The organism is Streptomyces sp. NPDC053560, from assembly GCF_044544605.1.
Classification (GTDB): domain Bacteria; phylum Actinomycetota; class Actinomycetes; order Streptomycetales; family Streptomycetaceae; genus Streptomyces.
Genome location: NZ_JBITXI010000018.1, coordinates 1 through 19,381, shown reverse-complemented (window position 1 = coordinate 19,381; position 19,381 = coordinate 1). Strand labels below are relative to the sequence as shown.

18 protein-coding genes and 1 tRNA gene are annotated in these 19,381 nt (G+C 73.9%); 11 read left to right on the top strand and 8 right to left on the bottom strand.

Features of this window, described 5'->3' with window-relative positions:
• Nucleotides 1-17 precede the first annotated feature (17 nt).
• Nucleotides 18-1,445 (bottom strand): hypothetical protein, encoded by a 1,428-nt coding sequence (locus ACIGQF_RS33855; protein ID WP_399718462.1) that lies wholly within the window; start codon nt 1,443-1,445, stop codon nt 18-20.
• Nucleotides 1,446-1,594: 149 nt separating this feature from the next.
• Between ACIGQF_RS33855 and ACIGQF_RS33850 the strand changes: the two genes are divergently transcribed.
• From ACIGQF_RS33850 to ACIGQF_RS33825, 6 genes are all read left to right on the top strand, one after another.
• Nucleotides 1,595-1,669, top strand: a tRNA-Val gene (locus ACIGQF_RS33850).
• A gap of 108 nt (nt 1,670-1,777) precedes the next feature.
• Nucleotides 1,778-2,437: a chemotaxis protein CheB gene (locus ACIGQF_RS33845; RefSeq protein WP_399718459.1), complete on the top strand. Its 660-nt coding sequence runs from the start codon at nt 1,778-1,780 to the stop codon at nt 2,435-2,437.
• Between the two features lie 25 nt (nt 2,438-2,462).
• Complete coding sequence (locus tag ACIGQF_RS33840) at nt 2,463-3,230, top strand: Crp/Fnr family transcriptional regulator (protein ID WP_399718456.1); 768 nt, start codon at nt 2,463-2,465, stop codon at nt 3,228-3,230.
• 118 nt (nt 3,231-3,348) lie between these two features.
• Nucleotides 3,349-4,743 carry an FAD-binding oxidoreductase gene (locus ACIGQF_RS33835; RefSeq protein WP_399718451.1) on the top strand — a complete coding sequence of 465 codons (1,395 nt, stop codon included), beginning with the start codon at nt 3,349-3,351 and terminating at the stop codon, nt 4,741-4,743.
• Nucleotides 4,744-5,030: 287 nt separating this feature from the next.
• Nucleotides 5,031-5,630, top strand: coding sequence for a hypothetical protein (locus tag ACIGQF_RS33830; RefSeq protein WP_399718448.1), 600 nt, complete (start codon nt 5,031-5,033; stop codon nt 5,628-5,630).
• A 409-nt stretch (nt 5,631-6,039) separates the two neighbouring features.
• Nucleotides 6,040-6,642 carry an STAS domain-containing protein gene (locus ACIGQF_RS33825; protein WP_399718445.1) on the top strand — a complete coding sequence of 201 codons (603 nt, stop codon included), beginning with the start codon at nt 6,040-6,042 and terminating at the stop codon, nt 6,640-6,642.
• 104 nt (nt 6,643-6,746) lie between these two features.
• Here ACIGQF_RS33825 and ACIGQF_RS33820 read toward each other — a convergent pair whose 3' ends face one another.
• Nucleotides 6,747-7,634 (bottom strand): alpha/beta fold hydrolase, encoded by an 888-nt coding sequence (locus ACIGQF_RS33820; protein WP_399718442.1) that lies wholly within the window; start codon nt 7,632-7,634, stop codon nt 6,747-6,749.
• A 123-nt stretch (nt 7,635-7,757) separates the two neighbouring features.
• On the bottom strand, nt 7,758-8,363 hold the full coding sequence (locus tag ACIGQF_RS33815) for a hypothetical protein (protein WP_399718439.1): 606 nt from the start codon (nt 8,361-8,363) through the stop codon (nt 7,758-7,760).
• Nucleotides 8,364-8,719: 356 nt separating this feature from the next.
• On the opposite strand from ACIGQF_RS33815, the gene ACIGQF_RS33810 reads away from it, so the two are divergent.
• Nucleotides 8,720-10,084: a glycosyltransferase family 39 protein gene (locus ACIGQF_RS33810; protein WP_399718437.1), complete on the top strand. Its 1,365-nt coding sequence runs from the start codon at nt 8,720-8,722 to the stop codon at nt 10,082-10,084.
• 64 nt (nt 10,085-10,148) lie between these two features.
• Here ACIGQF_RS33810 and ACIGQF_RS33805 read toward each other — a convergent pair whose 3' ends face one another.
• The gene (locus tag ACIGQF_RS33805; protein ID WP_399718434.1) at nt 10,149-11,381 is read right to left on the bottom strand and encodes a methyltransferase; all 1,233 of its coding nucleotides are present in this window, start codon (nt 11,379-11,381) and stop codon (nt 10,149-10,151) included.
• A 295-nt stretch (nt 11,382-11,676) separates the two neighbouring features.
• Here ACIGQF_RS33805 and ACIGQF_RS33800 point away from each other — a divergent pair, with 295 nt between their 5' ends.
• Nucleotides 11,677-12,606: a universal stress protein gene (locus tag ACIGQF_RS33800; RefSeq protein WP_399718431.1), complete on the top strand. Its 930-nt coding sequence runs from the start codon at nt 11,677-11,679 to the stop codon at nt 12,604-12,606.
• A 15-nt stretch (nt 12,607-12,621) separates the two neighbouring features.
• On the opposite strand, the gene ACIGQF_RS33795 is transcribed toward ACIGQF_RS33800, so the two are convergent.
• Entirely contained in the window at nt 12,622-13,260 is a 639-nt protein-coding gene (locus ACIGQF_RS33795; protein WP_399718428.1) for a DedA family protein, read from the bottom strand.
• A 311-nt stretch (nt 13,261-13,571) separates the two neighbouring features.
• Here ACIGQF_RS33795 and ACIGQF_RS33790 point away from each other — a divergent pair, with 311 nt between their 5' ends.
• On the top strand, nt 13,572-14,168 hold the full coding sequence (locus ACIGQF_RS33790) for a superoxide dismutase family protein (RefSeq protein ID WP_399718425.1): 597 nt from the start codon (nt 13,572-13,574) through the stop codon (nt 14,166-14,168).
• Nucleotides 14,169-14,250: 82 nt separating this feature from the next.
• On the opposite strand, the gene ACIGQF_RS33785 is transcribed toward ACIGQF_RS33790, so the two are convergent.
• From ACIGQF_RS33785 to ACIGQF_RS33775, 3 genes are all read right to left on the bottom strand, one after another.
• Nucleotides 14,251-14,724 carry a DoxX family protein gene (locus ACIGQF_RS33785; RefSeq protein ID WP_399718422.1) on the bottom strand — a complete coding sequence of 158 codons (474 nt, stop codon included), beginning with the start codon at nt 14,722-14,724 and terminating at the stop codon, nt 14,251-14,253.
• Nucleotides 14,725-14,926: 202 nt separating this feature from the next.
• The gene (locus ACIGQF_RS33780; RefSeq protein WP_399718419.1) at nt 14,927-16,642 is read right to left on the bottom strand and encodes an alkaline phosphatase D family protein; all 1,716 of its coding nucleotides are present in this window, start codon (nt 16,640-16,642) and stop codon (nt 14,927-14,929) included.
• A gap of 188 nt (nt 16,643-16,830) precedes the next feature.
• Nucleotides 16,831-17,475 (bottom strand): HNH endonuclease family protein, encoded by a 645-nt coding sequence (locus tag ACIGQF_RS33775; protein ID WP_399718416.1) that lies wholly within the window; start codon nt 17,473-17,475, stop codon nt 16,831-16,833.
• A gap of 227 nt (nt 17,476-17,702) precedes the next feature.
• Here ACIGQF_RS33775 and ACIGQF_RS33770 point away from each other — a divergent pair, with 227 nt between their 5' ends.
• Together ACIGQF_RS33770 and ACIGQF_RS33765 are read left to right on the top strand one after the other, a co-directional pair.
• Complete coding sequence (locus tag ACIGQF_RS33770) at nt 17,703-18,461, top strand: ABC transporter permease (protein ID WP_399718413.1); 759 nt, start codon at nt 17,703-17,705, stop codon at nt 18,459-18,461.
• Nucleotides 18,462-18,641: 180 nt separating this feature from the next.
• Nucleotides 18,642-19,223: a TMEM165/GDT1 family protein gene (locus ACIGQF_RS33765; protein WP_399718410.1), complete on the top strand. Its 582-nt coding sequence runs from the start codon at nt 18,642-18,644 to the stop codon at nt 19,221-19,223.
• Nucleotides 19,224-19,381: the final 158 nt, after the last annotated feature.

Here is a 19,381-nt window from a genome sequence, read left to right as displayed (position 1 = left end):
CGCACGGTGCCGCCGGATCAGCCGCTCGTGCCGCCCCGCTCCTCGCGGATCGCCCGGACCACGCGCGCGGCCGTCTCCCGTACCGCGTCCGTCTCCGTCAGGAAGTGCCACCAGTCCGGGTGCCGGCTGCCCTCCAGCCCGGCCTCGGCGCGCTCCAGCCGCGCCACCGCCTCGTCCAGCGGACGCGCGTGCCGCGGGTCCGGCGTACTGCGGCCCGCCATCGCCAGCCGCTGCGCGTCCCGGATCGCGAACCGTGTCCGCTCGACCTCCTTGCGCCGGTCGAAGGAGACCTCGTCCAGCCGCCGCAGCCGGTCCCCGGCGGCCGTCACCGCCTCGTCGGTCGTATTCAGCAGGGCCCGTACGGTCGCCAGCAGGCTCGTCGCGTCCGCCCACCGCTGCTCGTCCCGCGCGCCCTGCGCCTCCCGCAGCTTGGCCTCCGCCTGCCGCACCGCGTCCGCCGCCTGGTCCGGTACCTGCTGCAGGTCCTGCCAGCAGGCCACGCTGTACCGCCGGCGCAGCTCGCTCAGCACCGGCTCCACGCCGCCGGCCCGCGTCGTGATCGCCTGCGCCCGCGTCCGCAGCGACACCAGCCGCTTGTCGATCTCCGCGGCCGTCTCCGGGAGCCGCTCCGCCTCCGTACGGATCGCCTCCGCGCGGCGCAGCACGTCGTCGGCCCGGTGGATCGTCTCCGGCACGCCGTGCTGCCCGGCTCCCTGGTTCAGCTTCGTCAGCTCCGGCGACAGCGCCGCCAGCCGCGCCGCCAGCTCGTCGGCTCTCAGCCCGCGCGCTCTGGCCGCGTCCAGCGCCTGCGTCGCGGCCAGCAGCGCCTGCCGCGCCCGCTCCACCGCCGGCGCCAGCCGCGCGAGCTGCGTCTCCGCTGTCCGCAGCAGCGGCCCGAGCCCCTCGGCGAACCGCTCCAGCTCCTTGCCGACCGCCGTCAGCTCGTCCTTCGCCCGGGTCAGGTCGGCCCGTGCCCGTGAGGCGGCGCCACTCTCCAGATCATCACGGTCCAGATCATGCGCGTCCACGGCGGCGATGTACGTCCGGCTGACCTCGTCGATCCGCTGCCCCAGACTCGCGTACCCCTCCGCGGCCCGCCGCGCCCCGGCGGAATCGTCCACCGCCGTGATCGTCTCGATCGAGATCCGCAGGTCCCGCTGCGCGGTGTCCAGCTCGTAGAACGCGGCCGCCGCGGCGTCCTTCGCCGCCTGCGCCTCGGCCCGCTGGCTCTCCCCGCGCCCGAACCAGCGTCGTGTACCGCCCCCGGCGAACGCCATCATCCCCCCACCGGCCACCGCCACGGCCAGCACCGGCACCGGCAGCAGCACCAGCGCCGCCATGTCCCGCACCGCCGCGGCCGCCCGGACACTCCGGCCGCCCCGGAAGCCCCCACCGGCCTGACGACGTGCTCGCTGCTCGTACGGCCGCGTGTATGTCGCCGTCACAACCCTCTCCCGATCGCGTCGCCCCAGGCCCGAAGCCATTCTCCCACCCTGTACGGACGAACACACCGGCCGGTCGGTTCACCATCCGGACGCTTCCCTCACCGGTTTGCGAACCATCCCTGCGGGCAAGGTAGTCTGTCGGTTCATCCGGGCGCATAGCTCAGCGGTAGAGCGCTGCTCTTACAAAGCAGATGTCACAGGTTCAAATCCTGTTGTGCCCACCAGTGCGAAGACCCCCCGTCGAGCCGACGGGGGGTCTTCGGCGTTCTCGGGGTGGCCGGGGTGTGGTGGGGGAAGTGACTGTGTTCGGTGGCGGGCATTAGGCTGGGGGCGTGTTCGGTACCGTGCAGAGGACGGAGGACAGGGCCGCTTTCGACGTGGTGTGTCTGGCCGCTTCGCTGGGGGGCGTGAGCGCCTATCGGGAAGTCCTGGCGGCGTTGCCCGAGAGTTTTCCCGCGGCGGTGGTGCTGGTGCAGCACCGGCCCGTGCGGGAGTACGACGGGCTCCTGAAGGTGCTGGCGTACCGCTCCGCGCTGCCGGTGCGGATGCTGGACGAGGGGGACCGGCTGGAGGGCGGCGTCGTCCATGTGGTGCCGGCAGGATGTGCGGCCTCCTTCACCTCCGAGGGCAAGGTGTCGCTGGACATCATCAACGGCAACGAGGCGGGGGACGCGGTGTTCGCCGCGGCCGCCGCCGCGTTCGGCCCCCGGGTGCTGGCGGCGGTGCTGACCGGCCGGATGGAGGACGGGGCGCTCGGGGCACGGCACGTACGGGGCGCCGGCGGGCGGGTGCTCGCGCAGGATTTCAGTACCGCGGAAGCCTTCGGCATGCCCCGCGCCGCGATCGCCACCGGCTGCGTAGACTTCGTACTGCCCTTGCCGGTGCTCGCACACGCGCTGGTCAGCCTGGTGATGGTGCCGGGCGCGGCGGGCCTGATGCGGGTGTCGTTGCCCCCGTGGGCGACGGCCATTCCGCCGGCAGCCGTCGGCTGATCACTGAGGAAGAGGCGAGCAGGTCATGACGGGCAGCGCAGCCGGTTACGGCGACTTGCGGACCAACCGGCTCCTGGTCGCTCTGCCGGAGGCGGAGCAGGAGCGGCTGCTCCCCCAGCTCAAGCCGGTCGAACTGGCACTCTCCGACGTGCTGTACCGGCCCGGCGAGCGGATCGACGCCCTGTGGTTCCCCACGCGCGGCGTCTGCTCGATCATCGCCGAGCTGGACGGGGACCCGGACGTGGAGGTCGCCACCGTCGGCGACGAAGGCGTGGTGGGGCTGCCGGTCTTCCTGGGTATCGGCATCCCGACCGAGCGGGCGATCGTCCAGGTCGCCGGGCAGGCGCTGCGGATGGACGCGGACCTCTTCCGGCACGAGCTGGCGGTGGTGGACGGCGCGCTCCAGCGCATCATGCAGCACTACACCCAGACGATGTTCACCCAGCTCGCGCGGAACGCCGCCTGCAACCGCAGCCACCGCACCCGCGAGCGGTGCGCCCGCTGGCTGCTGATGACGGCCGACCGGATGCACAGCGACCGGTTCGAGCTGACGCAGAAGTTCCTCGCGCAGATGCTCGCGGTACGCCGGTCCTCGGTGAGCGAGGTCGCCGGCGAACTGGCCGACGAGGGGTGCATCAGCTACCGCCGCGGCACCATCACCGTGCTGGACCGGGAGCGGCTGGAAGCCCGCTCGTGCGGTTGTTACCGGGCCCTCCGCGAGGTCATCGACACCGCGTTCCCGCCTGCCGGGACCCCGCCGGAGCACCGCAGGGCGCCCTGGGGAGGGGGCTGAGCGGCGGCCCGCCGCGCCGGCGCCGTACGCCCTTGTGCGGGAGGGCTGGCGGGGGCGGCGCGCGGCGCTACGCTCCGGGCACGGGGGAGTCGACCGGCTGGGTACCAGGGGGTATCTGATGGCATCCCGTGAGGTGAGCGGTGCGGCGGTGACGGGTCTGCGGGCCGGGTTCGCGGGGGAAGTGACCGTGCCGGGGGATCCGGCGTACGACGCGCAGCGCAGTGTGTTCAACGCGATGATCGACCGCCGTCCCGCGGTCATCGCCGGGTGCGCGAACGCCGGGGACGTCGCCGCGGCGGTGCGGTTCGCGCGGGAGCACGGGCTGGAGATCGCGGTACGCGGCGGCGGGCACGGCGTGGCGGGCCGGGCGGTGAACGACGGCGGGCTCGTCGTCGACCTGCGGCGGATCAACGCCGCGTCGGTCGACGCGGGGAGCCGCACGGTACGCGTCGGCGGCGGCGCGACGATGGGGGACCTCGACCGGGCGGCCGGCGCGCACGGCCTGGCGACGACCGGCGGGCGGGTCTCGACCACGGGCGTGGGCGGCTACACGCTGGGCGGCGGCTCCGGCTGGCTGGAGCGCAAGTACGGGCTGACCTGCGACAACCTGGAGGAGGTCGAGCTGGTCACGGCGGCCGGGGAGGCCGTGCGGGCGAGCGCGACAGAGCATCCCGAACTGTTCTGGGCGCTGCACGGAGGCGGCGGCAACTTCGGCGTCGCGACCTCCTTCACGCTCCGGCTGTACGAGCTGCCGGAGTTCAGCTTCGCGCTGCTGGTGTGGCGGCCGGAGGCCGGCCCCGAGGTCCTGCGCGCGTACCGCGACTTCATGGCGGCGGCGCCGGACGAGGTCGGCGGCGGGCTGCTGTATCTCACCGGGCCCGCCGAGGAGTTCGTGCCCGCGCACCTGGTGGGACGGCTGACCTGTGCGTGCCTCTTCACCTACGCGGGGCCGCTGGCGGCGGCGCGGGAGGTGATCGCGCCGATGCTGCGCCTCGGGCACGAGGGCGAGCTGCTCGCGGACATGCCGTACGCGGAGTTCCAGTGCCTGCTCGACGACCCGCCCGGCTACCGGAACTACTGGTCGGCCGAGTACCTGGCCGAGCTGCCCGACCCCGCCGTCGAGACCTTCTGCACGCGCGCCGGTGACATGGTCGTGCCGTCGCCGTCCCAGCATCTGCTGCTGCCGCAGGGCGGCGCGGTCGCGCGGGGCGCGGCGGACCACCCGGTGCCCTGGCGGACCGCGCCGTGGGCGGTGCATCCGCTGGGTCTGTGGGAGGACCCCGCCGATGACGAGCGGGCCCGGAGCTGGGCGCGCGGCCTGCGGGACGGCATGCGGCCGTGGTCGAGCGGGGCGGTGTACCTGAACTTCATCGGGGACGAGGGCGGCGAACGGGTCGTCGCCGGGGTCGGCGCCGACAACCTCCGGCGGCTCGCCGCGGTGAAGGCGGCTTACGACCCGGACAACGTCTTCCGGCTCAATCACAACATCGCCCCGGCGCCGGCCGCCGCCTAGCCGTGCCGCCCTCCCGTACGGACTGTCCCTTCTGCCGGTTATGCAGGCGTGGTGACTTACCGCGCCGGACGTGGGCGGGGAGGGACGGGTGTGATCTGCCGATGGCGCGGGGGGCGGATGAGGTCGGCACGGCGGCACGTGGCCGGAATTGGCGGGTTCCGCGTCGATCGTGAGTTCTATGGTGAGGCCCAGTGGCCCCGGACCCCGGTCATGGGCTGTTCAGCGCGTTGACCGTGGACAGCAGCCCCGCAGAGAAGTCCGCTTCCGAAGGAGAGCAGGGTCCGGCCATGGAGCAGAGTACGGCCGTCTCCCGTATGTCCCCGGCCGCCGGCCGAGTTCCCGCGTTCCGCTGGGCACTCAGCGCGCGACGACGCCCCGGTGGTGACAAGGAGGCCACCGTCCTCGCCTGTGCGGTGCTGGACGCGCTCGGTGCCGTGGGGGAGGGGCCCGCGTCCGTGGCCTCGGACCTCGCCAGGGCGACGGCCTATGTGATGTCCCACGGCAGCGCCGACGCGTACCGCCTCACGATCGAGGTCGACGGCGGGCAGTGCGTGGTACGGATCGACGACCGGGACGAGGGCGACCGGGACGAGGGCGACCGGCGCCGGGCCGTGGACGGGCCGCCCGCCTCGGACGGGCCGGCGGCGCGGGAGCCGGCCGACGAGGCCACCGGGCAGGTCGCCGCCGACCTGTACGGCGGGCGGCTGCGGGTGCAGCACCGTACGGACGGCACCCTCGCGGTGTCCTTCCGCCGCCCGTTCCCGCTGGTCGCGGCGCTGGCGGCGGCCGGGGAGCAGACGGGCGCCGCGGACGTCGTCCAGCTGCCCGTCGTGGCCTGCGGCATGGCGGCGGAGGCCGTTGCGACGGACCTGGTCGCGGAGGGCTGAGCCGCCCGCGGCGGGCGGCGCGCACACCTGGCAGGGCGTACGGCCGGTGGGGCGCGGTGGATGAGGCCCCCGCAGGGTGAAACACGGTGGCCGCGGCCTCGAAAGGGTTGACCGGCCGCCCTTGCCCCCTATGCTTTCCCCGTCGGGGATGTCATGCATAAATGCAGAGTTCCAGTGTTTCCCGTGGCTTTTCGATGTCATTCGGCCGCCGCGGGAACTTGGCCTGCCGTCAAGCGATGTGGCGAAAATTCACCCGACAGAGGCGTTCTGTCCTGGCTGATCGATTCTGCGTCACAAAGCCCGGTTACGGTGCCTGTGCATCCCAGACCCTGGTGCGCATCGGCCCATCGCCGTGTTCGATACGGCCTTAAGCACAACTGGGGGTGACGTGGGGGGAAGCGACGCCGACGTGCAGGTAACCGTTCGCCAGGGTGGCGACACGGTGGTCCTGGCACTTCATGGCGAACTCGACCTGGCCATGGCACTACGCATCGAAGCCGACGTCCTGCTGGCGCTCAACGCACTGTTCGCGCTGCGCCGGTCGGTGATATTTCCCGCTCCCCGGTCCCGTACGGTACCGAGCGAGCCGAAGGGCATGCCGAGACTTCTTCCGAAGGTGCACGCGCTGCCCGAAGTACGTCCCGAAGCCTGCCCCGAAGTCCTGCCCGAGGCGCCGGCCGACGTGATCCCGTTGCCGGACGCCTTTCCTGTGACGCTTTCCGGAATCCCGAACCTGTCGCCGCCGAGTGTGCTGCCCGACGGGTTCCCGGACACCGGAAGCGGCGGCGCGGCGCGCGAGAAGACGATGATGATCGACCTGCGGCACGTCACGTTCATGGACTGCAGCGGTCTCGACCTGCTGTGCCGGGTACGGGACCAGCTGGCGGAGCGCGGCGGCCGGCTGGTGCTCATGAACCTCCGGCCCATCGTCATCCGGCTGCTCAAACTGGCCGCGCTGCGCGAGCCGTTCGAGCTGGACGGTCAGGTGGACGGCGACTCTCCCGGCGTCTGACGCGGTCCCCCGTGGCGCGTACGCGCCACGGGGGGTGGGAGGGGCGGTCAGGGCCCCGCCGGGACCGGCGGGGGCACGGCCGAGCAGGGCGCGGGCGCCGCTGGTCAGTACGCGGCGCCCCGCAGGAATCCGGCCAGTTCGCGGTCGAACTCCTCGGCGTTCTCCAGGTTCACCATGTGCCCGGCGGCGGGGATGCGGGCGCGCCGGGCGCCCGGCACCGCGAGGGCCACCGCGTGCGCGTTGGCCGAGATGTCGGTGCTGTCGAGGTCGCCGTCCATGACGAGGGTCGGTACCCGGATCTCCGTCAGCCGGTGTGCCGCGCCGACCTCGAACGCCGCGCCGCGGCCCATCCCGTCGGCGTGCGCGGTCACCGTGGCCTTCGCCGTCGCCCGGATGCGTTCCCGCAAGGCCGGGTCGACCTGGGCCGGTTCGCGGTGCGGCCCGTCCACCCACATCCGCAGGAAGTGCTCGATGAAGCGCGTCACGCCGCCCGGCGCGCTCACCGCGGCCACCTGCTCCCGGATGTGCTGGAGCAGGAACGGGTCGGAGAACGTCCGGCCGCTGATGCCGGGCGCGGCCAGGACAAGTGCGGCCACGGTGCCCGGGTAGGCCAGTGCGCTGTCCAGTGCGACGCGCGCGCCGTGCGAGTGGCCGATCAACGTCGCGCGGCCGACGCCGAGATGGGCGAGCAGCGCCCGGAGGTCCTCGTGATGGGCGTACTCCCCCTCGACCGGGGAGGAGCGGCCGTGGCCCCGGGCGTCGTACCGGATCACCCGGTGGCCGGCGCGCGCGAGCCACTCGAACTGCTCGTCCCACATGGTCAGGTCGAGCATGCCCTCGTGCAGCAGCACCAGCGCCGGGCCCGAGCCCGCCGCCTCGTAGTACAGCTCGCCGCCCGCGACGGGCGCGGTGCCGGTCTCGACGGCCGGTCCCGTTCCGCTGCCCGGCGCACCGGATCCGACGTCCGCGGGAACCCTCATATCGCTGCTCATGGTGCCATGATCACACTTTTACCCCGAGAGGGGGAAGGGTGGGGTGGATCGGACGGAGTCGGTCACTTCGGTCGACCGTCCGCCGGTGGCGCCACCGCGGCAGCCACGCCGGGCTCGGTACGGTCAGCGCCTGCATCGCGATGGTGACCTGCGGGACGTACGGGCCGACGAACTCGTGCGCCGTCCTTGGCGGCCCAGGTGCCGCGCCACCCGAAGTGCCGGGCCGGCGAGGTGGAACGGCAGTGATCCGGCCGACTCGATCTGGATGCCGCGTGCGCTCTGCGCCGTGAGGAACGAGAAGGCGTGCGGCATGGCGAGCGCGAAGCCGGCGGTGAGCACGGCCGCGACGACGGCCGCCACTGTCCAGCTCGTACGCGCACGGCGCCCCCGTTCCGTACCGAGGAGCGGCAGCGCGAACACGATCGCGTCGCACAGGGCGGCGCCGATGACGGCCGATGACGAAGGCGTGCCCGCGGTCGAGGCGCGGCGCGAGCGCGAGTGAGAGCAGGGGGAGGGGCGCGCCCGGCGGGTACTGCCGGCTGACGTCGTGCGAGGGGAAGGCGCCGGAGGACAGGACCGCGACCATGAGCGGTAGACCCGGTCCACGGACGGGGCGAGGCCGCCGTCGCCGTGGAACGGGCCGGGCTTCAGCGCGGCGGGCACGAGCCACGGGCGGGTGAGCGCGCAGGCGCAGATCACGGTGGCCGGCGGGGCCCGGCCTTTCCGCACGGAGCTGTCTCCTTTCCTCGGCAGAGCGGAGACGGGTTCGAGAGCAGACAGGGGAGAGAGCGGGCACGGGCTCGTATAAATTGCGTGTATACGTGGAGTGTAGAGTGCCGTCCATGTCCGCAGATCTCGCCTCTATACCGACTCGTGCGGTCCGTGCCCCTGCGCGAACGGACCGCACGACGGCCCGGCCCGTTCCTCGGCGTACGGCGCCCCCGGGCGAACGGACCGCACTCCGCTCCGCGCTGGTCCCCGTCCTCCCCGCGCTGCTCGCGCCGGCGCTCGGCTGCTGGGGACTGACCCGTCAGCACAGCCTGTGGCGGGACGAGGCGGCGACCTGGCAGGCGGCCCGGCGCTCGGTGCCGGAGATCTGGGCGATGCTGGGGCAGGTCGATGTCGTGCACGGCCTGTACTACCTGTGCATGCACGCCGTCTTCGCGCTCGGCGGGCCGGGGCTGGTGGCGCTGCGGCTGCCGTCGGTCCTGGCGATGGCGGTGGCCGCCGCGGCGACGGCGGCCACCGGGCGGCGGCTGGCGGGGCCGTGGGCCGGACTGGCCGCCGGCCTCGTCCTCGTGCTGATCCCCAACATCCAGCACTACGCGCAGGAGGGCCGGGCCTATGCGCTGGTGACCGCGTCGGTCGCCGTCGCCACCTGGCTCCTGGTCCGGGGCGCGGGCCCGCACCGGGAGCGGCCGGAGCCGGGCGCGCGCCTCCGGCGCCTGGGTTGCTGGGCGGGGTACACCGCCGCCGTGCTGTGCGCCGCCCTGCTGAACTGGTTCTCGCTGCTGGTGCTGCCCGCGCACGCGGTGACGGTGCTGCTGGCCCGCCGCCGTGGACAGCGCGGGATCCTCGTCCCCTGGCTGGTCTCCGCCGCGGTCGCGGTGGCCGGGGCGCTGCCCCTGGTGCTCGCCAGCCGTGCGCAGGCCGAGCAGGTGTCATGGATCAAGCCGGTCGCCTGGACCACCCTGCTCGGCGTCGCGGCGCTGGTCGTGATCGGCTTCGGCTGCGCGCGGGTGCCTTACGGACGCGGCCACCGAGCCGGGCCCGGGCAGCGGCCGCCCGCGCTCTCCCTCGGGTCCGTCGCGCTGCCGCTGCTCGTCGTCCCGCAGGCCGGGCTGCTGCTCGCCTCCCTCGTGCGGCCGCTCTACATCGACCGCTACGTCCTCTTCACCAACATCGGCTTCGCGCTGCCGGCCGGCCTGGCTCTCGCGGTGGCCGTACGGGCCGTCGCCGCGCGCCGGCACCGCCTTCGTACGGGTGTGCTGCTGACCGGCGTGACCGCCGCCGGGTTCGTGGCGCTGCTGCCCGTGGAGACGGGGCTGCGGACGGCGGCGAGCCGGGTGGACGACGTGCTCCGGCCGGCCGAGCTGGTGGCCACGCAGGCGCGCCCCGGGGACGGGGTGCTCTTCCTCCCGGCGGCCCGGCGCGACACGGCGCTGGTGAGCCCGGCCGCTTTCCGGGGGCTCGACGATCTCGCGCTGCGCGAGGGGCCGGTGGCCGGCGGCACGCTCAAGGGCACCGAGCACACGCCCGCCAGGATCCGGGCCGGGATGCGCGCCCACCGCCGGATCGTGCTGGTCACGGACGCGGCCTCGGCCGCCGCCCGGCCGGTACCGGCGCGCGAGGCCATGAAGAAGCGGGTGCTGGCGGCGGAGTTCGCACGCGTCACCTCGACCGAGACCCGCGGCCGCCGCGTCGACGTCTACGTACGCAAGGACTCCTGAGCCGTACGGAGATGAGCCGTACGCACCTGACTCGTAGAGGGCCCGGGGAGGCCCCGGGCCGTCGTCAGCTGCCGGCGGGCACCAGTCGCCACAGCGACGTCACCTCCGCCGCGCGGGCGGCGTGCAGCGGGTCGGTGGCGTCGCGGGCCTTCGGGTGCCGGGGAGCGATGTCCAGCCGGTCGCGGACGGTCAGGCCGGCCGCCTCGAAGAGGACGAGGAGATCGGCGCGGGTGCGCAGCCCGAGGCGCTCGGCGAGGTCGGACAGGATCAGCCAGCCCTCGCCGCCCGGCGTCAGATGGTCCGTGAGGCCCGCGAGGAAGCCGCGCAGCATCCGGCTGTTCGGGTCGTAGACGGCGTACTCCACCGCGGAGGTGGGCTTGGCCGGCAGCCACGGCGGGTTGCAGACGACCAGCGGGGCGCGCCCGGCGGGGAAGAGGTCGGCGGCGACGGCCTCGACCCGGTCGGCGACGCCCAGCCGCTCGGCGTTCCGGCGTGCGCAGGCCAGCGCGCGCGGGTCCTGGTCGGTGCCGAGGACGCGCTGTACTCCGCGCCGGGCCAGCACCGCGGCCAGTACGCCGCTGCCGGTACCGATGTCGAAGGCCAGCCCGGTCGGGTCGGCGGGCAGCGGGGCCCGGGCCACCAGGTCGACGTACTCGCCGCGCTGGGGCGAGAAGACGCCGTAGTCGGGGTGGATCCGGTCGCCCCCGAGGGCCGGGATCTCGACGCCCTTGCGGTGCCATTCGTACGCGCCGACGAGCCCGAGCAGTTCGCGCAGCGAGACGACAGAGCGGGTGCCGCCCGCCGCGCCGCTCGCCGCGGGCGCGGGGCCGTACGCCTGGGCGCAGGCCGCGCGGACGTCGGGGGCGCGGTGCAGCGGGACGCCGTACTCGGCGTCGAGGGGCACCAGCAGCATGCCGAGGATGCGGGCGCGCTGGCTCTGCGCGGCGCGGTGCAGGTGGAAGGCGCGTGCCGGGTCGTCGGCGGGCGCGGGCTTGCGGGGGCGGCGGTCGATCCGCCGGGCCAGCGCGGTCAGCAGCTGGCGGGCGTTGTGGAAGTCGCCGCGCCACAGCAGCGCGGTGCCCTCGCAGGCCAGCTTGTACGCGGCGTCGGCCTTCATACGGTCGTCGGCGATCGTCACGCGCCGCGGCGGCAGCGCGCCGTTCTCCGAACGCCACTGGGCGGAGCGCGGCTCCCCGGCCTCTTCCCAGGTGAGGACGGGGGCCGACGGAGCGTCGGGCGGGACGGTGGAGACGGCGGCGGTGGTGGTGCGCGGAGCGGGCGGCCGGTGAGCGTTCATGACGTCCTGGATCAGGCGGCACGGCCGGCGGAGGCGCGTCCCGGAGGAGGGCATCGCCCAGGAGCCGGGCCATGCGGGGAAGTTCGATTTTACCGGCTTCGGGGCACCCGCTCAGTTGCTGATCATGCCGTCGCCGTTCCGGGCGCCTGCCCGGAATACTCGCCCAAATCGCCTGTAATGCGTACTGGCCGGACCGCTCGCCCGAGTGGTACCGATCGCAGTGGCCGCGACGGCCGCGGAAATCGGCGGACCGCGGGCGCCGTGCGGCCCGTCGGCGGATCGTAGGGAGGCACAGATGGACAGGATGCCGGTCATCGTCGGGGTGGACGGGTCCCCGGACAGTGAGCGGGCGCTGCACTGGGCGGCCGAGGCGGCCCGGCTCCGGTCGGCGCCCCTCCAGGTCGTGCACGTGTGGCCGTACGTCACCTCGGCGCGCGCCGCCGACGCCGAAGCGGGCACCGGCGACCCCGTGCTGGAGGAGCTGCGGGCGCAGCTGGCCGCGGGGCCCGAGCTGCCGGAGGTCGAGTTCCGCAGCCTGAGCGGGCTCACGGACGTGATCCTGCCCGGGCTCGGCGACCAGGCGGAGCTGCTGGTGCTCGGCTCGCGCGGGCGGGGCGGCTTCGCGAGCCTGCTGCTCGGCTCCAACAGCATGGCGTGCGCCGCGCACTCCTCTTCCCCCGTGGTGGTCGTCCCGCGCCCGGACCGGAGCGGCGGGCCGTCGGAGGAGGGGGACGAGGCACGGCCCGGAGGGGCGCACGGGCGCGTGGTCCTGGGGGTCGACCCGACGTCGGAAGAGGCGGGGGAGAGCAGCGCGATCGACTTCGCCTTCCAGGAGGCGGCCCGGCGCGGAGCCGTCCTCCAGGTGGTCGCCGCGTACATGTGGCCGATGGCCGTACCGGTCGCCTTCGACTACATCGCCGCCTACGACACGACGCAGCAGGAGTACGAGGACGCCCTGGTCAAGCAGGTGTCGCAGGTGCTCGCGCGGTACCGGGAGCGGTATCCGGACGTCGCGGTGGAGGCCGAGCTGCGGCCCGCGGACGCGGCGGGGCAGCTGGTCGAGGAGTCCGCGCGGAGCGACCTGGTGGTGGTCGGGCGGCACCGCCGGAAGCTGCCGATCGGCCGCCGGCTGGGCTCGGTGGCGCACGCGGTGCTGCTGCACGCCCTGTGCCCCATCGCGGTGGTGCCGGAGGCGGCGCGCGAGGAGGCGGAGGCGGCGGAGTGACGGCCCTTCGGGTGGTTACCCGGAGTGCGCCGCGCCGCGCTCCGGCCGGCGCATCACGTACAGCGCGGCGGAGCCGGCGGCGAAGAGGGCGAAGACCGAGACGGCCGTGCTGAACCAGGTCGCGCCGAGCAGGTGGCCCCCGAAGTAGCCCAGGGACACGCTGTACGCGGCCCAGGCGACCCCGGCCAGCATCGACCAGGGCAGGAACTCGCGGACGGTGCGGTGCGCGACGCCCGCGCCGAGGCTGACCACGGAGCGCCCGGCGGGTGCGAACCGGGCGAGGACGACCACGATCCCGCCGCCCCGGGTGAGCGCGGTGCCGAGACGTTCCTGCGCCGCGGCCAGGCGGCGGGAGCGGGCGATGGCGCGGTCGAAGCGGTCGCCGCCGCGCCAGGCCAGCCGGTACGCGGCCAGGTCGCCGAGCACGGAGGCGGTCGCGGCGCACAGCGCGAGCGCGAACAGATCGGCCACGGCCGAGCCCCCGCTCATCGGCGGGACGCCGACGGTGGCGGTGCGGGTGCCGGCGGCGGTCGCCGCTGCGATGAGCAGCACTCCGCTGGGGAGGAACGGCACGAAGACGTCGAGCAGAACACACAGCCCGACGATCAGATGAATCCACGGGGGATCGGCCAGCGCCCCCAGACTTTCCAGCACCTCGTCACTCCAAGTCGTCCCCGGCCGCGACGTCGCATGGCAGCGGCAGGGGCGGCTTGTCGCTCGTACAGCCATACAGCGTACGCCTGACATGTCCCGAGATCCGGCCGCAGAGCCTCAGGTGTTGTCCGAATCACGCGTTTCCTGCCAGGCAGTTCGCCTGCTGGGCTACACGGTGGGCCGCCCGGGGGCCCGCGTGCGGCCCACCGCCCGGCGGCCGGCACGGCTCGCGCGACGGCCGGCCGGCGGAGACGGTGAGGTCATGGCGCGCGCCGCGCGCTTCGGTTACGGGGAGTGACGAGGAGACGAGTATGGCGGCAGGAATCCTGACGGGAGCGGCGACGGCGCTGCTCATGGCGGTGCCCGTCGTGGCGGCGCCCGCGTACGGCGGCACGCCCGGCGGCGGAGACCTCGTGGTGGGGAAGGAGGGCCGGTTCGCCCCCGTGTCGAAGTTCGATCCGTCGGACGCGGTCACGTACGACACGAAGAAGGTGCCGGTGAAGGCGCGGATCGTGGTCGCGCAGTGGAAGAGCGATCACGGGATGACCATCCGGCTGAAGGTGAAGGGGCTGCAGCCCCACCGCACCTACGGCTCGCACGTGCACACCAAGCCGTGCGGCCAGAAGCCGGACGATTCCGGGCCGCACTACCAGAACCGGAAGGACCCGCGTCAGCCGTCCACCGACCCGAAGTACGCCAACCCGGAGAACGAGGTCTGGCTGGACTTCACCACGGATTCCGACGGCGACGCCTCGGTGTCGTCGAAGCACTCGTGGTGGTTCCGGCAGGGCGAGGCGCGGTCCGTGGTGATCCACGACCACAAGACCCACACCGGGCACGGTCACGCGGGCATGGCGGGCGACCGGCTGGGCTGCCTCACGGTGCCGTTCAAGCACGCCGCGAAGTAGCAAGGCCGGGAACGACCTGAGGGCCGCCGGGACGGGCGGCCCTCAGGGCTGAGCGGAGAGCGGGCGGAGTCCGCGCGGCGGGTCAGGCCGCGCTGGGCTCCCGGGCGGGTGGCGCCGGGGTGCCGGCGTCCTCGCCGCGGTCGCCGGAGCCGAAGAGGACCCGGTCCAGGGCCCACGCGCCGGGGCCGGTGAAGGCCAGCAGGAGGAAGGCCCAGGAGAACATCGCGGAGGGCTCCCCGCCGTTCTGGATCGGCCACAGCGCCTCGCCCTGGTGGACCGAGAAGTACGCGTACGCCATGGAGCCGGAGCTGATCAGGGCGGCGGTGCGGGTGCCCAGGCCGAGCAGGACGAGCAGGCCGCCGACGAGCTGGATGACGGCCGCGTACCAGCCGGGCCAGGTGCCGGTGGGGACGGTGCCGCCGCCGGCCGCGCCGCCGAGCACGCCGAAGAGCGACGCGGCGCCGTGGCAGGCGAAGAGGAGGCCGGTGACGACGCGGAAGAGTGCTGTGACGTGTGGTCGGCTGCGTTCGGTGAACGCCGAGAGGGAAGCGGGCATGACAAGACTCCTGCGGTCGGGGACGGAACCGAGAGGCCTGAAGGTTAGGTCTGCCTTATTCATACTTGCAAGTTCAAGTGTTTTTCTGGCCGCTTGGTCTGAACCAATGACGCGTCCGTCACCATGGTCCAGACCAATGCGGCCGTCAAGGGGGTACGCAGCCCCCGGTTCTCCTTCGTGCCGCTCCCGGTTTCCCCGGGGATCACGTCAGCGAGCGCTCCAGCACCCGCTCCAGACGCGCCATCCGGCCCGGCGTCCGACGCCGCCGCCCGGCACGCCGACCGTCCGCGCGGGCCTGGTCCAGGCTCAGCCGGGCGTCCCGGCCGCGCAGGGTCAGCGTCATCAGCTGATTGCCGAACCACGGCCCGCCGGTGCGCCGCCAGGACACCGGCGGCCGGCCGGCCGCCACGTGCCGGGCGAGGGCGCGGCCCAGCCACCGGCCCACCCGGCTCCAGCCGAAGCGGAAGCCCGCCCGCATGGCCGCCGGAATGCTGTTGTGCACCGGCGAGCAGGTCAGCTGGAGGACCCGGCCCGCCGGCTCCTCGCCCGCCGGCCAGTGCGGCTCGGCGATGTACGCGTGGTGCACGTCCCCGGAGAGCACGCACACCGTCGCGGGCGCCTCCGGGCCCGAAGCCGCCTCCGAGAGCAGCTCGGCCAGCGCCGCGAACGACTCGGGGAACGCGGACCAGTGCTCCAGGTCGGCCCGCTGCCGCAGCGCCTCGCCCCGCCGTGCCCAGCGCGGGCCGCGGGCCCCGCGGCACAGCGCCGCGTTCCACACCTCCGCGTCGTGCACCAGATGGGGCAGCAGCCAGGGAAGTGAGCTGCCGATCAGCAGGTGGTCGTAGCTGCCGGGTGCGTCCAGCACCTCCTGCCGCACCCACTTCGCCTCCGCCGCGTCGAGCATCGCGCGGCGGCCCTCGTCCAGGACGCGGGTGGCGCGGGTGTCGATCATGACCAGGCGTACCCGCCCGAAGTCGCGCCGGTAGCTCCAGCGTGCGCAGGTGGGGTCGGCGTCCGCGGCGGCGGCGAAGGCGCGTACCGGTTCGGTGCCGTCGGCCGCGGTCCGCACCCGTGCGTACAGCTCGTCGCGCGCCAGGTCGGCGGGGGAGAGGTTCCCCAGGTGCTGGTGGACCCAGTACGACATCAGGCCGCCGAGGATCCGGTCGCGCCACCACGAGGTCGCGCGCATCCGGGCCTGCCAGGCGGCCGAGGTGTTCCAGTCGTCGATCACGTCGTGGTCGTCGAAGATCATGCAGCTGGGGACCGTGGAGAGCAGCCAGCGCACCTCCGGGTCCAGCCAGGACTCGTCGTAGAGGTGGGTGTACTCCTCGTAGTCCGCGACCTGCGTCCACGGCGGCTCCGAGGTGTCCCGGCGGCGGGCCAGCAGGGCGGCGGTCGCCTCGGAGGTCTGGTCGGCGTAGACCTGGTCGCCGAGCAGCAGCAGGACGTCGGGGCGGGGGCGGTCCGGATCGCGGGCGAGGGTGGCGGCGAGGGTGTCCAGCGCGTCCGGCCCCACCGGGTCGTGGCTGTCGCCCGGAATGCCCGGCACGGCCGCCAGGTGACTCCTGCTCCCGGAGGGCGGGGCCGCCCAGCGGCAGGAGCCGAAGGCCACCGAGAGCGGGCCCCGCCCCTCGGGCGGCAGCGTGCGGATGACGGAGGGCGGGTACGGGCTGTCCGGCAGCGGCCAGACCTGCTCACCGTCCAGCAGCACCCGGTAGGGCGTCTCGCCGCCCGGCGTCAGGCCCTCGACGGGGACCAGCGCGTAGTGGTGCCCGGCGACCTGCCAGGTCCGGTCGGTGCCGGTGACGCCGCTGTCGCAGGCCACGGTCACCTCGCACGGTGCTTCGGTCTCCATCCACACCGTCGCGCTGTCCTCGTCCACGTAGCGCAGCAGCGGTCCGAGCCGCAGTCCGGTCATCGCGGTCCTCCCTCGCGCGGGCCGGTGCCCGCACCTCGGTACGGGCAGCCGCCCGCGCCTCGGATCCGAGGATAGGAGGAGCGCACGGGCTCCCCGGAGGGACCCGAACCGCGGCCGGGAAGCGGGGGCGGGCGGCTCCGCGGGCATGGGGTGGAGAGCGGAACCGCCCGGGCGGGTGGGGCGCCGGGTCAGCAGCCGTCCAGGATCTTCTTCAGCGCTGCCTTCTCGGCGGAGTCGGCGGTCATGCCGTACTCGTGCTTGACCCACACCCACATCCGCGCGTACTCGCAGTGGAAGGAGGTCTTCGGCGGCAGCCACTCGGCCGGGTCCTGGTCGCCCTTGGACTGGTTCACGTTGTCGGTGACCGCGAGCAGCTGGGCGTGCGTGAGGTCGTTGGCGAGCTGCTCGCGGCGGTCCGTGGTCCAGTCTGCGGCGCCGGACTTCCATGCCTCGGAGAGCGGCACCATGTGGTCGATGTCCACGTCGGAGGTCTGCGTCCAGGTCTCGCCGTCGTACGGGGAGGTCCAGGAGCCGCTGGTCGCGGCGCAGCTGCCGTCGGTCTCGACGTCCTTGCCGTCGCGCTTGAGGACGACCTCGCGGGTGTTGCAGCTGTCGCCCTGGTCGCTCCAGTGCGGGAACTTGTCGCGGCTGTAGCCGTCCTGCGATCCCTCGGCCTGCTCCTTGATCTCGCCGAGATAGGTGCGGGCGGTGGCGGCGCTGGGCGGTGAGGGCGGCGCGGCCTGGGCGGACTGGCCGCTGAACAGCAGTGTGCAGACGAGTGCGGCGGCCGAGCCGGCGGCGAGCGACACGCGACGCGCGTAGACCTTGGACATCGGAACTCCCGTTGGTGTGGGGGGTGAGGAAGTCGTGATCGGTCGGGCCGGCCGGTCGGGCTGACCGGCCGGGCCACACGATGGCGCGCGGGGGTTGCCGCCGTGTGGGCTCCAGGTAACAGAGTGACGACATGCCCACGTCAGATCAAGAGGTGACGCGCCGCCAGAACTCCTCGAACGCGCGTCCGTTGAGCTTTCTCCCGGCCCTGCCGCCCTAAGGTGATCGTGTGCTGTTGCCGGTGAACGTCACCCTCGCGGTCGTGCTCGCGGTGCTGCTCGCCGCCGCCGTGACGGTCGCCGCGCTGTGCCGGCTGGACCACGCCCGGGGCATCGCCGTCGCCGGGCTTCGCGCCGCCGCCCAGCTCGCCGCCGTCTCCTTCCTCATCGGCTGGGTGATCCGCGCCGTCCCCCTGCTGGTCTGCTTCCTGCTGCTGATGTTCCTGGTGGCGGTGCGCACGGCGGGCCGCCGGATCACCCCCAACCGCACCTGGTGGTGGGCCGCCGCGCCGATCGCCGCCGGGGTGCTGCCGGTGGTGGCCGCGCTGCTGCTGACCGGCCTGGTGCCGCCGCGCGGGGTCACCCTCATCCCCGTGGCCGGCATCCTCATGGGCGGCGCGCTCACCGCCACCGTGCTCGGCGGGCGGCGCGCGCTGGACGAGCTGGAGTCGCGGCACGGGGAGCTGGAGGCGGGGCTCGCGCTGGGGCTGCCGGACCGGGAGGCGCGGCTGGAGGTGGCCCGGCCGGTGGTCTCCGAGGCGCTGCTGCCGGGGCTGGACCAGACCCGGACGGTGGGGCTCGTCACACTGCCGGGGGCGTTCGTCGGCATGCTGCTGGGCGGCGCGTCACCCGTTCAGGCGGGTGCGGTGCAGCTTTTCGTCCTGGTGGCCCTGCTCGCCGTGCAGGCGGTCGCGGTGGCGGTGGTACTGGAGCTGGTCGCGTGCGGACGGCTGCACCGCGTACCCTTGATCCCAGCAGAAGGGGAGTAGCTCTTCGCCGGACCGTCGACATAATGCCCGCCCTCGTGGCGAGCCGGCGCCCGGAGCATACGGATTGCGTCCGTATGCCAGCGAGACCTTCGGCCGCAGTGTCCGACGCTGCCGTGCCGAAGCGACCCCTTTTCCCGGGCCCCTTTCGGTGCGGCCCTATCGAACGAGGTATTCCACCCCGTGTTCAGCTTCTCCGTCGCAGCCGTCGTCTTCGGCGTCGTCTTCCTCGCCGAGCTGCCCGACAAGACCGCACTGGCCGGGCTGATGCTCGGCACGCGCTACCGAGCGTCCTACGTCTTCGCGGGCGTCGCCGCGGCCTTCGTCGTGCACGTCGCGCTCGCCATCGCCGCGGGCAGCGTGCTCACGCTGCTGCCGCACCGCCTGGTCCAGGCGATCGTCGGCGTGCTCTTCCTCGCCGGCGCCGCCGTCCTGCTGTTCAAGAAGGACGACGACGAGGAAGAGGTGAAGAAGCCCGCCGACCAGAGCTTCTGGAAGGTCTCCGGGGCGGGCTTCATGATGATCCTGGTCGCGGAGTTCGGCGACCTGACCCAGATCATGACCGCGAACCTCGCCGCCCGTTACGGCGACCCGGTCTCCGTCGGCATCGGCGCCGTGCTCGCCCTGTGGGCGGTGGCCGCGCTGGGCATCCTGGGCGGCCGCACCCTGATGCGGTTCGTGCCGCTGAAGCTCATCACGAAGGTCGCGGCCTGCGTGATGATCGTGCTCGCCGGGTTCAGCCTGTACGAGGCGATCGCGGGCTGAGTGCCAGGACAGCGGCGAGGGGGGGGCGCCCCCCCCCGGGGGGGGGGCCCCCCCGGGGGGGGGGGGGGGGGGGGGGGGGGGGGGGGGGGGGGGGGGGGCAAGGCCCCCCTTGCGCCTCAGGACGGTGAGGTGATTTTCGCCTCGGCCGTTGCCGGCGG

Bases quoted from the DNA above. Each gene is read 5' to 3' on its own strand.
- ACIGQF_RS33840 (WP_399718456.1), top strand. From the start codon at position 2,463: ATGACGGGCAGCGCAGCCGGTTACGGCGACTTGCGGACCAACCGGCTC.
- ACIGQF_RS33835 (WP_399718451.1), top strand. From the start codon at position 3,349: ATGGCATCCCGTGAGGTGAGCGGTGCGGCGGTGACGGGTCTGCGGGCC.
- ACIGQF_RS33830 (WP_399718448.1), top strand. From the start codon at position 5,031: ATGGAGCAGAGTACGGCCGTCTCCCGTATGTCCCCGGCCGCCGGCCGA.
- ACIGQF_RS33820 (WP_399718442.1), bottom strand. From the start codon at position 7,634: ATGAGCAGCGATATGAGGGTTCCCGCGGACGTCGGATCCGGTGCGCCG.
- ACIGQF_RS33805 (WP_399718434.1), bottom strand. From the start codon at position 11,381: ATGAACGCTCACCGGCCGCCCGCTCCGCGCACCACCACCGCCGCCGTC.
- ACIGQF_RS33800 (WP_399718431.1), top strand. From the start codon at position 11,677: ATGGACAGGATGCCGGTCATCGTCGGGGTGGACGGGTCCCCGGACAGT.
- ACIGQF_RS33790 (WP_399718425.1), top strand. From the start codon at position 13,572: ATGGCGGCAGGAATCCTGACGGGAGCGGCGACGGCGCTGCTCATGGCG.
- ACIGQF_RS33785 (WP_399718422.1), bottom strand. From the start codon at position 14,724: ATGCCCGCTTCCCTCTCGGCGTTCACCGAACGCAGCCGACCACACGTC.
- ACIGQF_RS33780 (WP_399718419.1), bottom strand. From the start codon at position 16,642: ATGACCGGACTGCGGCTCGGACCGCTGCTGCGCTACGTGGACGAGGAC.
- ACIGQF_RS33775 (WP_399718416.1), bottom strand. From the start codon at position 17,475: ATGTCCAAGGTCTACGCGCGTCGCGTGTCGCTCGCCGCCGGCTCGGCC.